Raw genomic sequence first — 13514 nt, 5'->3', positions numbered from 1 at the left:
TGCGGCCTATAGCGGGTATGACGCCGCTTGCACGCCATCCGCCACAACCTCGGCGGACTGTGACAGGACGCCGAGGATAGCGCATTTCGAGCGCTGCTTTAACGGGGAGGAAGCTGCGCCAGACGATCGAGAATGTCGAGCACCACCATACGTGGCGGCCGCTCGTCGGTTTCCACCACCAGATCGGCAATTTCCCGATAAAGCGGATCGCGGATCGCCAGCAGGTCACGCAGGGTTTTTTCCGGATTGGCAGTACGCAGCAACGGCCGGTTGCGATCGCGCGACGTGCGGCCGACCTGCTGCTCCACAGAGGCGTGCAGATACACCACTCGCCCACCCTCATGCAGGGCCTTGCGATTGGCATCGCGCATGACTGCGCCACCGCCGGTCGCCAACACCACACCATCGAACGCGCACAGCTCAGCGATCATCGCCTGCTCACGGTCACGAAAGCCGGGTTCGCCTTCCTTGTCGAAGATCCACGGGATATTGGCGCCCGTGCGCAATTCAATTTCCTTGTCGGAATCTTTGAACGGCAGGCGCAGCTCTTTGGCCAGTAACCGGCCGATGGTGCTTTTGCCAGCACCCATCGGTCCTACAAGAATCAAATTTCGCACAGAATCAACGACTCACAGCAATCGCCTGGTTATTCATGATACGTGGTGTGAGAAATACCAGCAGCTCGGATTTTTTCTCCGATACCACATCACGCCGGAAAAGGCGGCCAAGATACGGCACATCGCCAAGAAATGGCACCTTATCTACGACCTTGCTTTGAGTATTTGAGAAAACACCGCCAATCACGATGGTTTCGCCGTCATTGACCAGCACCTTGGCGTTGACCTCGTTTTTCTTGATCGGCGGCACATCCTGCACTTTGTTCAGGTAATCCGGTTCGTCCTTGGTGACCTTGACCTCCATGATGATGCGGTTGTCCGGGGTGATCTGCGGGGTGACTTCCAGCGACAGCGAGGCCTCCTTGAACGACACCGACGTCGCGCCGCTGGAGCTGGCCTCCTGATACGGAATCTCGGTGCCTTTGAGGATTTTTGCGGTTTCCTTGTCGGAGGTGACAACCTTCGGCTGCGAGACGATTTCGCCGTTGCCGGTCTTCTCCATGGCAGTCAGCTCAAGATCAAGCAGGACATTGTCGGTAATGAAGGCAATGCCGATCCCCGATGTATTACCCACAGTGCCCATGTCGACGAACGGCGAGTTTGTGCTGGTGCTGCCCGGCGTACCGATAGTCGACGATGTGCCGTTGCTCACGCCCGAGGTGTTCCAGTTGCCCTTGTTCTGGATCGAACCGCCCCAGCGCACGCCCAGACTTTTGTCGTAATCAACGTTGGCCTCGACAATCCGCGCTTCGATCATCACCTGACGCACCGGAATATCCAGTTGCGCCACGATCCGCCGCAGTTCGTCGAGGCGATCCTGAGTCTGATAGGCAATGATGTTGTTGGTGCGCTCATCAACGGTAATCGAACCGCGTTCATCGATTTTCGCCTCGGCACTGGTCACCGACTGGAACAGCTTGGCGATGTCCGCGGCTTTGGCGTAGTTCACCTGTAGCAGCTCGCGGCGCAACGGCGCCAGTTCGGCGATCTGCTTCTGCGACTCCAGTTCCTGACGCTCGCGGGCAGCGATTTCATCGGCCGGCGCCACCAGCAGCACATTGCCGATCTTGCGCTTATCCAGGCCCTTGGTTTTCAACACCAGATCCAGGGCCTGATCCCACGGCACATTTTGCAGGCGCAAGGTGATGCCACCCTGCACCGTGTCGCTGGCAACCAGATTGAGGTTGGTGAAGTCGGCGATCAGTTGCAGCACCGAGCGCACATCAATGTCCTGGAAGTTCAGCGAGAGCTTTTCGCCGACGTACGCCTGGCGGTCAGCGTTACGCTTTTGCAGGTCATCGACGGTCATCGGGCGGATGCTGACGGTCAGTTTGTTGTCAGTCTGGAAGGTGGAGTACTCGTAGGTGCCACTGGGTTCAACCGTAATAACTGTCCGATCAGCGGTTACTCCGGCATTGACGAACTGCACCGGGGTGGCGAAATCCTTGACGTCGAGGCGTACCCGCAACTTGTCCGGCAACTGCGTGCGCGCGAAGGTGAGGATGATCTTGCCGTCATGCTCCTGGATATCCGGAGCAATGGTCGGGTCGGACAGGTCGATAACCACATTGCCTTCCCCCGCCGTACCACGCTGGAAGTCCACACCGCGAATCGCCCGGCTTTTCGGCACAAAAGCCTTGGCGGACGCAGCAGCTTTAGCGGTAGCACGAGGTGCAGCGGCAGCGGGACGCGGCGCGGTGGCCGGTGCGCCCTGACCGACCACCACGAACAGGTTATTGCCCTCAACCCGCGTGGTGTACGGCGCCAATTGCGTCAGGCTGACAATCAGCCGCGTGCGTTCCTTGGCCTCAACCACAGTAGCGGTGCGCGCATTGCCACTGCCCAGATCGAGGTTCTTGCTGGCCAACTGACTGGCGACACCGGGCAGGTCCAGGGCAATCCGCGCCGGCGATTCGGTGGTGTAGCCCTTGGGTTGTGGCGGCGGGCCGTCGAACGACAACTTCAGCTCGACGCGATCACCCGGCAACGCCGCCACGTCCAGCATCTTCAGATTGGACGCGAGTACCATCGGCGACATCAGCGCTATCCATAGCGAAAAACCGAGGGTGGAGAAAATCCTGTTCATTGTTCGACTTCCACTATGAGTGCTCTTTCAAAGGAATGGTGCGCGGACGCTCCAGCCAGGCGCCTTCGCCGTCGGGGACGATTTCGACGACATCGACCTGGGTAGCGCTGATGGCGACGATGCGACCGTCATTGCGCCCCAGGTAATCGCCGACCTTCAAACGATGCACGCCGCCAGCGCCGCGCAACAGCGCAAAGGAGCCGGACACATTGGAGATCGTGCCGACCATCTCGAACTGCTCGATGTTGAAACCTTCGAGGTACTGCTTGACCCGATTGGGATCGGGCTTGACGTTGCGTGAGCCATGTTTCTGCCCGGCCAGATCAACCCGCACCTGGCGCGAGAACGGACTGCGCAGGTTGGCCGCGCTGTAAGTGAATGTTGGGTAAGACCGGAATGTCGGGGTTGGTTCAATCTTGCCTGCCGGGCGCAGGCGTACTTCATTCAGGTAGGCATCAAGATCACTGAAGTCATTGCTGCCACCACAACCGTTCAACGCGAGCAGCGTCATCGACAACGCGATGTAACGAGTCGGGCTCATTTCTGCAGCCCCTTGTCGTTATACCGGTAGGTCTTGGCAAGGATGCTCATGCGCAGCTTCGGCCCGCCCTCTTTATCGGCAGGGGCGAGTTCGAAATCGTGCAAAGTGACAATGCGTGGCAGCCCGGCCACGCCACTGACGAAGGTCGCAAGGTCGTGATAGGCACCGGTGACGGTGATCTGGATCGGCAGCTCGATGTAAAACTGCTGGGTGACCTCCGGCAGCAGTTTGATCTCTTCGAACTCCAGGCCGCTGCCCAGCCCCGTGCGGGTGATGTCTTCGAGCAGGCCCGGCACTTCGGTGTCACTGGGCAATTGGCGCAACAGCACGCCAAAGGTGTTTTCCATCGCCTTCATTTGTTGGGTGTACAACTCAAGGTTGGCCGAAAGACGTGCCTTGCTGGCGAACTGCTCCTTGAGCGTGGCTTCTTCCTCGCGCTTGGCTTCGAGTTGGTTTTCCAGGTCACTGATGAAAAAGTTATAACCGAGCGCCAGGACCAACACCATCAACAGCGCCCCGGCGATGGCTTTCACTGCTGCCGGCCATGAGCCGATGTTGCTGGTATCGAGGTCGTTGAAATCGATGTCGCGCAGACTTTCCAGCCATTCGGACGGCTTCATTGCTCGTCCTCCACGGTGCGGGGCTGGGTCTGCCGTACGGTCAACTCGAACGTGTTGGCCTGATCCACCTGGCCCGCCGTCGTCGCCTTCACCTCGTTGAGACTGGGCGCGTCGAACCAGTCGGAAGCATCCAGATTGCGCATCAATTCGGAGACCCGGTTGTTCGATTCGGCTGCACCGCTGATCGACAGGGTTTTGCCAACCATCTTCACGTCGGTGAAATACACACCGTCCGGCAGCGTGCGCGCCAGTTGATCGAAGATTCGCCCACTGATCTGCCGGTTGCCCTGCAAGTCCTGGATGATGCGCATGCGCTCGACCAGTTGCTGACGACGCGCCTTGAGATCGCTGATCTGTTTGATCCGTTCGTCGACCACAGCAATCTGCTTGCCGATGTAATCATTGCGCGCCACTTGTCGTGCAATGGCGGTGCTGATGACCTGATCGGCAATCAGCACCGCACCGACCGAGCCGACCACCACGCCGATCAAGGCCAGCAGAAAGCGCTTGCGCCGCTCTTCGCGACGTTCCTCGCGCCAGGGTAGGAGGTTGATCCGCGCCATCAGTCGAAACTCCTGAGCGCGAGCCCGCAGGCGATCATCAGCGCTGGCGCGTCGCTGGCCAAAGCCCCGGCGTTGACTTTGCTGCTCAGGGCCATGTTGGCAAACGGGTTGGCTACTTGTGTCGGTGTGCTCAGGCGCTGCTCGATCAGCCGATCCAGCCCGGGCACTGAAGCCGTGCCGCCGGCCAGCAGAATGTGATCGACCGCGTTGTATTGCCCGGAGGCGAAGAAGAACTGCAGCGAGCGCGACACTTGCTGCACCAGCGCCTCGCGAAACGGTTGCAAGACCTCGCTGATGTAATCATCGGGCAGACCGCCCTGCTTTTTCGCCAGCCCCGCTTGTTCGAGGGTCAGGCCATAGCGGCGCTGGATTTCCTCGGTCAGTTGCCGGCCGCCGAACAATTGCTCGCGGGTATAGATGATCTTGCCATTGTGCAGGACGCTGAGCGTGGTCATGGTCGCGCCGATGTCGACAACAGCGACAGTCAGACGCTCCTGAGACGCCGCCAGTTGCGTGGCCAGCAAGCCGAACGAGCGCTCCAGCGCATAGGCTTCGACGTCGACTACCCGTGCGGTCAGCCCGGCCAGAGCCAGCGCCGCTTCGCGGACTTCGACGTTTTCCTTGCGACAGGCAGCGAGCAACACGTTGACCCGCTCAGGGTTGCGCGGTGACACGCCCTGGACTTCGAAATCGATGGCGACCTCGTCCAGCGGGTAGGGAATGTACTGATCGGCCTCGATCTTGAGCTGGTTTTCCAGCTCGTCGTCGGACAGCCCGGCGTCCATCTCGATGATCTTGGTGATCACGGCGGAACCGGCCACTGCGACTGCCACGCTCTTGAGCCCGGTGCGCGCCTTGACCAGTAAACGGCTCAGGGCCTGACCGACGCCTTCAAGTTCGGCGATGTTCTTTTCGACCACGGCGTTGACTGGCAATGGCTCTACCGCATACGCCTCGACCCGGTAGCGATCACCCTGACGGCTCAGTTCCAGCAGCTTCACTGACGTGGAACTGATGTCGATCCCCAGTAACGTATTGGCCTTTTTATTGAAGAGTCCCAGCACTACCAATTCCCTATGACTTTCCGTGAGTTACGGACTCTGTAATACGCATTGCGTTCCTTCACCCCGTCTTGACAGAAGCGCAAATGACGCCCCCAGCAGAAAAGTGCTTATAATGCCCAGCGTTTTTTTCCGCTTTTTACTGCAAGCGCGGATGGTTCTGTGTGTAGCCGGAGCCCCGTCGCCAAATTCATTCTTTGCACTGGATGTCCAAAAGCCTTGATTCGTCTGCTGAAATTTTTCGGTTGGTCCATCGTCGCCGTTTTCTGCGGACTGCTTTTAGGTCTCAGCGGCGCGTTTCTTTACCTTAGTCCGGGTTTGCCGTCTGTGGAGGCTCTGCGAAGCATTCAGTTGCAGATTCCGCTGCGGGTCTACTCCAGCGACAACAAGTTGATCGCCGAATTTGGCGAAATGCGCCGCACACCGATCCGTTTCGCCGACATTCCCCCCAATTTCATTAATGCGTTACTAAGTGCTGAAGACGACAATTTCGCCAACCACTATGGCGTCGATCCGAGCAGCCTGATGCGCGCCGCGACCCAACTGGTCAAAAGCGGACACATTCAGTCCGGCGGCAGCACCATCACCATGCAGGTAGCGAAGAACTTCTTCCTGACCAGCGAACGCAGCTTCTCGCGCAAAACCACCGAAATTCTTCTGGCCCTGCAGATCGAGCGACAGCTGACCAAGGATGAAATCCTTGAGCTGTACGTGAACAAGATCTATCTGGGCAACCGCGCCTATGGCATCGAAGCGGCGGCGCAGGTGTATTACGGCAAGTCTATCCGTGATGTCAGCCTGGCGCAGATGGCGATGATCGCCGGCCTGCCGAAAGCCCCGTCGCGTTTCAACCCGCTGGCCAACCCGGCGCGCAGCAAAGAACGCCGCGACTGGATCCTCGGGCGCATGTACAAGCTTGGCAAGATCAGCGAAGCGGACTACACCGCTGCGATCAACGAACCGCTGAACGCCAGCTATCACGTGCCGACCCCGGAAGTGAATGCACCGTATATCGCTGAAATGGCCCGTGCCGAGATGGTCGGCCGTTATGGCAGCGACGCTTACACCGAAGGTTTCCGCGTCACCACCACGGTGCCGAGCAACCTGCAGGAAATGGCCAACACCGCGCTGCACGAAGGTTTGATGACCTACGACCAGCGTCACGGCTACCGTGGCCCCGAATCGCGTCTGCCGGGCAAGACCCGTGAGGCCTGGGCAAGCGAACTGACCAAGCAGCGCACCATCAGTAGCCTGGAGCCGGCCATCGTCACCCAGGTCGACAAGAACGGCCTGCAAGTGCTGACCCGTACCGGCGAAGAGCACGTCGCCTGGGACACCATGAAATGGGCACGACCGTTCCTCAACACCAACAGCATGGGTGCCAATCCGCGCCAGCCGTCGGATGTCGCGGCTGTCGGTGATCTGGTTCGCGTGCAGCGTCAGAAAGACAATTCACTGAAGTTCAGCCAGATCCCGCAGGCGCAAGGTGCGCTGGTGTCGCTGGATCCGCAGAACGGCGCGATTCGCTCGCTGGTCGGCGGTTTCGCCTTCGAACAGAGCAACTACAACCGTGCGATGCAGGCCAAGCGTCAGCCGGGCTCGAGCTTCAAGCCGTTCGTCTACAGCGCCGCGCTGGATAGCGGCTACACCGCTGCCACGCTGGTCAACGATGCGCCGATCGTGTTTGTCGACGAATATCTGGACAAGGTCTGGCGCCCGAAGAACGACACCAACACCTTCCTCGGCCCGATCCGCCTGCGTGAGGCGCTGTACAAGTCGCGTAACCTGGTGTCGATCCGCTTGCTGCAGGCGATGGGCGTAGGCAAGACCATCGACTACATCACCCGTTTCGGCTTCAACAAGCAGGATCTGCCGCCCAACCTGTCGCTGGCGCTGGGTACTGCAACGCTGACGCCGATGGAAATTGCGACCGGTTGGAGTACGTTCGCCAACGGCGGTTACAAGATCACCCCGTACATCATCGACAAGATCGAAAGCCGTAATGGCGACACGCTGTTCGTCGCCAACCCGCCAACCGTGCCTCAGGGCGGTTCGGCGACGGACGGTATCGCGGCGCCGCACACCGATTCGTTTACGGTCAACGCCACACCGGTTGCGGGCGAAGTGCCGGGCAGCGCGGCCGTGCCGCAAACACCGGCAGTGGCCGAGCGAATTGTCGATGGCCGCACCACCTACATCCTCAACAGCATGTTGCAGGACGTGATCAAGCTCGGCACCGGCCGTCGCGCGTTGGCCATGGGCCGCAGCGATATCGCCGGTAAAACCGGTACCACCAACGAATCGAAAGATGCCTGGTTCTCCGGTTACAACGCCGATTACGTGACCACCGTGTGGACTGGCTTTGACCAGCCGGAAAGCCTCGGTCGTCGCGAGTTCGGCGGTACTGTGGCGCTGCCGATCTGGATGAACTACATGTCGGCTGCACTGAAGGACAAACCGCCGCACGTGCAGCCTGAGCCGGAAGGTTTGCTGAGCCTGCGCGTGGACCCGGTCAGTGGCCGAGCGGCGACGCCGAGCACGCCAGGCGCGTATTTCGAGCTGTTCAAGTCTGAAGACACGCCGCCGTCGGTGAATGAACTGGGTAATGGCGCCGTACCGGGCAGCCCGCTGCCAGCGGATGAGCAGGCGCCGATCGATCTGTTCTAATCCTGAAGCAGCAAAAAGCCCCGCCTTCGTGAGATGTGCGGGGCTTTTTTATGGCTGAAGATCTAGAGCCCCTCACCCTAGCCCTCTCCCGGAGGGAGAGGGGACTGACCGAGTTGTCTAGCGCTCTACATCGACCTGAGAGAGCTGTGTCGATTATGGATTCAAAACAATACGTTCAAGTCGGCGTAGGCGTAACTCCCGAACATCCTCCAATCAGTCCCCTCTCCCCCTGGGAGAGGGCTAGGGTGAGGGGGTTCTTGATCTTCAGGCAATAAAAAGCCCCGACTCTCACGAGCCGGGGCTTCTGTTTGAAGCGCTACAACGGCTTAGCCGTTGAACACGTCATCCACGCTTTTCAGCGGGTAGTTCTTCGGATACGGCAGCGTCGCCACACCAGTCTCGATCGCGGCCTTGGCCACAGCGTCGGAGATCAGGGTGATCAGGCGCTTGTCCATTGGCTTCGGAATGATGTACTCACGGCCGAATTCCAGCGGCGCACCGCCGTAGGCATCGCACACGTCCTGTGGAACAGGCAGCTTGGCCAGTTCACGCAGGGCGTTGGCCGCAGCCACTTTCATTTCTTCGTTGATGCGCTTGGCGCGAACGTCCAGAGCACCACGGAAGATGAACGGGAAGCCCAGCACGTTGTTGACCTGGTTCGGGTAGTCCGAACGGCCGGTGGCCATGATCACGTCGCTACGGGTAGCGTGCGCCAGCTCCGGGGAGATTTCCGGATCCGGGTTCGAGCAGGCGAACACGATCGGGTTGGCCGCCATCGACAGCAGGCCTTCTGCGCTCAGCAGGTTCGGGCCGGACAGACCGACAAACACGTCAGCGCCTGCCAGTGCGTCAGCCAGGCTGCGCTTCTCGGTGGCGTGAGCGAATACCGCTTTGTACTGGTTCAGGTCGTCACGGCCGGAGTGGATCACACCGGTACGGTCAACCATGAAGATGTTTTCGATGCGTGCGCCCATGCTCACCAGCAGTTTCATGCAGGAGATGGCAGCAGCGCCGGCGCCCAGGCAGACGATTTTCGCTTCTGGCAGGGTTTTGCCAGCGATTTCCAGGGCGTTGATCATGCCCGCAGCGGTCACGATCGCGGTGCCGTGCTGGTCATCGTGGAATACCGGAATGTCGCACTGCTCAATCAGAGCACGTTCGATCTCAAAGCACTCGGGTGCCTTGATGTCTTCCAGGTTGATACCACCGAAAGTGATGGAGATGCGTTTTACGGTATCGATGAAGGCTTGCGGGCTTTCGGAGTCGACTTCGATGTCGAAAACGTCGATGCCGGCGAAGCGCTTGAACAGTACGCCTTTACCTTCCATTACTGGCTTGGAAGCCAATGGGCCGAGGTTGCCCAGACCGAGAATCGCGGTGCCATCGGAAATGACTGCAACCAGGTTGCCCTTGCCGGTGTATTTGTAGGCCAGTTCAGGATCGCGAGCGATCTCACGCACTGGTTCAGCTACGCCGGGGCTGTAGGCCAGCGACAAGTCGCGAGCGGTAGCAGTGGCCTTGGTGAGCTCGACACTCAGCTTCCCTGGACGAGGATTGGCATGATATTCGAGAGCGGCAGTTTTCAGATCAGACATTTTGGCATTCCGCTTTTTACTGTTGGACAGACTGGTCAGCGAGGATACGCGCCTCGCAAAGTCCCCACAAGACTGAGCGGTCACCCCTGTCAAGCGCCCTGCCCTACGACTTTGGGCCAAGAGCCACGGCGCACAAGGGCCGGACTGTTCACAATCGACAGAAAAAATGTCTACAATTTTTCTTCAACGCGGCGTTTGCAACATCGAAGGATCCGTCAACGGAAGCAGCCAGCGCGACTGGCCGGATTGCAATCCACCGCGCCTGGAACGATCAACGATCCAGCCGCGAGCCTCGATCTGCTTGCCTTTCAACGCCTGCAACCGGGCATTGTCAAATTGTCTGACCAGATTGGGAGCAACGCGCAATACAAGCGAGTCCTGCAACTCGATCCAGATTCCGCCTCGATTGCGCTGAACCTTGCTCACACGTCCACTGATCACGGCGAAACCCGAGCGCTGGATCTGCTCCGCTTTCAGTACAGGTGATTGCCGCCAGAGGCCCAGCCCGGCCTTTCGCGCACTACGTTCGGCGGCTTGCTGACAGGCAACAAGATCAACATTCGGCGCAACCGCGACCTGGAAACCGAGGCCATCGGCGAGCATTTGCGCTTCGAGATTGGCGCCGCTGGTGCTGTAAATATGCGCGAGTGTACGCCCGTAATGGTCTTTGGCTTGCTTGCCGGGGCGCAAACCGACACGTCCGCCGCTGGCATCGACCAGCGCTTGCAGGCGTTTGCGTGCCGCCACGGCGAAGGGGTCGTCGCTGCGGCCCTGCCTGCCCAGCTCAGGCGTGTTGAGGCCGATCATGCGTACGCTGCGACCGTCGCTCAGGCGCAGCGTGTCGCCATCGACCACGCGCTGCACGGTGACGCTGGCCAGTCCCGCAGGCGCCGGACAGAAGGCCTGCGCGCCGGATAGCCAAATCGCAGACACAAAAAAGGCGCCCGCGAGGGACGCCTTTTTCAGCAACGAGGAAAAGCCCACCGGGCCCTTCAACCTTACTCTGCAGCAGCAGGTTTCTTGCCGAAAGCACCGAAACGGTCTGCGAAGCGCTGAACGCGGCCGCCAGTGTCCAGAGTCTTCTGCTTACCGGTGTAGAACGGGTGGCATTCGTTGCAAACGTCGATTGGCAGAGCTTTGCCGAAAGTCGAACGGGTTTCGAACTTGTTGCCACAGCTGCAGGTAACAGCGATGACTGGGTAATTCGGGTGGATATCAGCTTTCATGGTGTCTTCCTCAGCTAGCGTGCCGCCACCCAACACTATTGTTGAATACCGCACGTAATTAGGCCGCGGATTCTACCAGACCTTTTCAAACACGCAAGCTGTCACCGAGACCGACCGTCTGCTAGGCTCCCGGCCCAATACGCGATTCCCAGTGGGAGCGAGCCTGCTCGCGAATGCGTTGTGTCAGTCAATCCTTAAGCGCCTGATACACCGCCTTCGCGAGCAAGCTCGCTCCCACAATTGATCTGCACTCGTCCCTTATTTTGCGTTTATAGAGATCCCCCCGCGTGCCCGACGCCATTCTGCGCCTAGCCCTGCCTTCACCCTTGCGCCGCCTGTTCGACTATCGAGCGCCGGCCGGCGTGCTGCGTGAGCAATTGCAGCCGGGCATGCGCCTGCGAGTACCGTTCGGTCGACGCGAGATGATCGGGATTCTGGTCGAGGTCACGGACACCAGCGAAGTGCCGGTGGAGAAACTGAAACCAGCGCTGGCCCTGCTCGACGCCACAGCGCCACTGCCACCGGCGCTGTTCAAGCTGTGCCTGTGGACGTCGCAGTATTATCAGCACAGCCTCGGCGACACCCTGAGCTGGGCGCTGCCAGTCCTGTTGCGCCAAGGCGAGCTGGCAGAGGCGCGACAGGAACGTTTCTGGTCGATCGTCCCGGGCGCCAGCCTTGATGATCCGCGCATCGCCCGCGCCCCGCGCCAGCGGGAAGCACTCGCCACCCTCGCTCAACACCCGCACGGCGTCGCCCATCAGTTGCTGAGCAAACTGATGCTGAGCAAGGACAGCCTTGATCTGCTGCTGGCGAAAAATCTGGTGCAAGTGGAAATCCGCCGGCATGCACCCGGCGTGCGCCATGAGCATTGGCTGGCGCAGCCGGAATTGCCGCTGAACGCCGAACAGCGCGCCGCCTACGAGGCGATCCGCGCCGGCTTCGACAGTTATCACGCGTTCCTGCTGGCCGGGGTCACCGGCAGTGGCAAGACCGAAGTCTATTTGCAACTGATCCGCGAAACCCTCGAAGCCGGCAAACAGGCGCTGGTGCTGATCCCGGAGATCAACCTCGGCCCGCAGACCCTGGCGCGTTTCGAGCAGCGCTTCAATGCGCGCATCGCCCTGCTGCACTCGGCGGTCAATGATCGCGAGCGCCTCGAAGCCTGGCTCGCCGCACGTGATGGCGAGGCCGACATTATTATCGGCACCCGCTCGGCGCTGTTTACGCCGATGAAGAATCCCGGACTGATCATCATCGATGAAGAGCACGACGGCTCTTATAAACAGCAGGAAGGTTTGCGCTACCACGCCCGTGATCTGGCGCTGGTGCGTGCACGGCAGGAAAACATCCCGATCGTTCTCGGTTCCGCGACGCCATCACTGGAAAGCCTGCACAACGCCTACACCGGCCGTTACGGCCTCCTACGCCTGAATGAACGTGCTGGCGGTGCCAAGCAGCCACGCTTCCTGCGGCTGGATGTGAAAAGCCGTCCACTGGACAGCGGTATTTCCGGGCCGATGCAACAAGCCATCGGCCAGACCCTCGCCAATGGCCAACAGGTGCTGGTGTTCCTCAACCGGCGCGGCTTCGCACCGACGTTGCTCTGCCACGACTGCGGCTGGATGTCCGAGTGTTCGCGCTGCGATGCGCGGATGACCGTGCACCAGCGTTACGGCGAACTGCGCTGCCACCACTGTGGCTACGTCGAGCGCACGCCGCGCCAATGTCCGAAGTGCAACAAGGTCGATCTGCGACCGGTCGGCGCGGGTACTGAGCGCGCCGAAGAACGGCTGGCGATTCTATTCCCTGACTACCCTGTGCTGCGCGTCGACCGCGACAGTACCTCGCGCAAGGACGCGATGAATCAGTTGTTCGCAACGATTCAGAAGGGCCAGCCGTGCATTCTGGTCGGCACGCAGATGTTGGCCAAGGGTCACCATTTTCCAAGGGTGACGCTGGTGTCGATTCTGGATGCTGACGGCGGTCTGTTCTCCGGCGACTTCCGCGCCAGCGAGCGCATGGCGCAGTTGATCGTGCAGGTCGCAGGTCGTGCCGGGCGAGCGGAGGAACCGGGCAAGGTGATTATCCAGACACACCTCGCTGACCATCCTTTATTGGTGCAACTCACCGAACAGGGCTATTTCGCCTTTGCCGAACAGGCCTTGAGCGAGCGCCGCGCCGCCGGATTGCCGCCGTTTGCGCATCTGGCGCTGTTGCGTGCCGAAGCGCACAAGCCCGGGCAAGCGGAAGGTTTTCTCGATGAGGCGTGTAGCGAAGCCGAGCGTTTGCTGGCTGAGCAGAACCTGAGCGGGATCGAATTGCTCGGGCCAGTGCCAGCACCGATGGAACGCCGCGCCGGGCGTTATCGCGCGCAGCTGCTGTTGCAGGCGACAGCACGGGCGCCGCTGCATCGGTTGCTGGCCAGTTGGTTGCTGGTGCTGGAGCAGATGCCGAGCGGACGCGCGGTGCGCTGGTCGCTGGATGTCGATCCCGTCGATTTGTATTGAAGATCAAAAGATCGCCGCCTGCGGCAACTCT

The 13514-nt window shown here is 60.2% G+C and carries 11 protein-coding genes; 2 read left to right on the top strand and 9 right to left on the bottom strand.

Translation table 11 applies throughout. The features are described 5' to 3' along the window. Window positions 1-98: 98 nt before the first annotated feature. From aroK to AC1DVF_RS02075, 6 genes are read right to left on the bottom strand one after another with little or no spacing between them, the layout of a single operon-like run. On the bottom strand, window positions 99-617 hold the full coding sequence (gene aroK, locus AC1DVF_RS02100) for a shikimate kinase AroK (RefSeq protein WP_011332081.1): 519 nt from the start codon (window positions 615-617) through the stop codon (window positions 99-101). A gap of 4 nt (window positions 618-621) precedes the next feature. Beyond that, the gene (locus AC1DVF_RS02095; protein ID WP_477781927.1) at window positions 622-2703 is read right to left on the bottom strand and encodes a type IV pilus secretin PilQ; all 2082 of its coding nucleotides are present in this window, start codon (window positions 2701-2703) and stop codon (window positions 622-624) included. A 13-nt stretch (window positions 2704-2716) separates the two neighbouring features. Further along, window positions 2717-3244: a pilus assembly protein PilP gene (locus tag AC1DVF_RS02090; RefSeq protein ID WP_257356863.1), complete on the bottom strand. Its 528-nt coding sequence runs from the start codon at window positions 3242-3244 to the stop codon at window positions 2717-2719. Further along, window positions 3241-3864, bottom strand: coding sequence for a type 4a pilus biogenesis protein PilO (pilO, locus tag AC1DVF_RS02085; RefSeq protein ID WP_095047206.1), 624 nt, complete (start codon window positions 3862-3864; stop codon window positions 3241-3243). Before pilO ends, AC1DVF_RS02090 begins: the two co-directional genes overlap by 4 nt. Further along, entirely contained in the window at window positions 3861-4427 is a 567-nt protein-coding gene (locus AC1DVF_RS02080; RefSeq protein ID WP_095047205.1) for a PilN domain-containing protein, read from the bottom strand. The genes pilO and AC1DVF_RS02080 overlap by 4 nt, the downstream gene beginning before the upstream one ends. After that, complete coding sequence (locus AC1DVF_RS02075) at window positions 4427-5491, bottom strand: pilus assembly protein PilM (protein WP_093430076.1); 1065 nt, start codon at window positions 5489-5491, stop codon at window positions 4427-4429. Before AC1DVF_RS02075 ends, AC1DVF_RS02080 begins: the two co-directional genes overlap by 1 nt. Window positions 5492-5710: 219 nt before the next feature. Here AC1DVF_RS02075 and AC1DVF_RS02070 point away from each other — a divergent pair, with 219 nt between their 5' ends. Further along, window positions 5711-8155, top strand: a complete 2445-nt coding sequence (locus AC1DVF_RS02070; RefSeq protein ID WP_427120006.1) for a penicillin-binding protein 1A — start codon at window positions 5711-5713, stop codon at window positions 8153-8155. A gap of 326 nt (window positions 8156-8481) precedes the next feature. Here AC1DVF_RS02070 and AC1DVF_RS02065 read toward each other — a convergent pair whose 3' ends face one another. The 3 genes from AC1DVF_RS02065 to rpmE all read right to left on the bottom strand — a co-directional run bounded on the left by AC1DVF_RS02065 (window position 8482) and on the right by rpmE (window position 10976). Further along, the gene (locus AC1DVF_RS02065; RefSeq protein WP_090280412.1) at window positions 8482-9750 is read right to left on the bottom strand and encodes a malic enzyme-like NAD(P)-binding protein; all 1269 of its coding nucleotides are present in this window, start codon (window positions 9748-9750) and stop codon (window positions 8482-8484) included. 183 nt (window positions 9751-9933) lie between these two features. Next, window positions 9934-10734, bottom strand: a complete 801-nt coding sequence (locus tag AC1DVF_RS02060) for a thermonuclease family protein (RefSeq protein WP_186621298.1) — start codon at window positions 10732-10734, stop codon at window positions 9934-9936. Between the two features lie 14 nt (window positions 10735-10748). Further along, window positions 10749-10976: a 50S ribosomal protein L31 gene (gene rpmE / locus AC1DVF_RS02055; RefSeq protein ID WP_016984589.1), complete on the bottom strand. Its 228-nt coding sequence runs from the start codon at window positions 10974-10976 to the stop codon at window positions 10749-10751. Between the two features lie 287 nt (window positions 10977-11263). Between rpmE and AC1DVF_RS02050 the strand changes: the two genes are divergently transcribed. Continuing rightward, window positions 11264-13483 carry a primosomal protein N' gene (locus AC1DVF_RS02050; protein WP_093430074.1) on the top strand — a complete coding sequence of 740 codons (2220 nt, stop codon included), beginning with the start codon at window positions 11264-11266 and terminating at the stop codon, window positions 13481-13483. Window positions 13484-13514 lie beyond the last annotated feature (31 nt).

It is taken from the genome of Pseudomonas sp. P4_D7 (assembly GCF_056401755.1).
The sequence above is the reverse complement of the archived record's forward strand: the minus strand, read 5'-3'. Positions and strand labels throughout refer to the sequence as shown.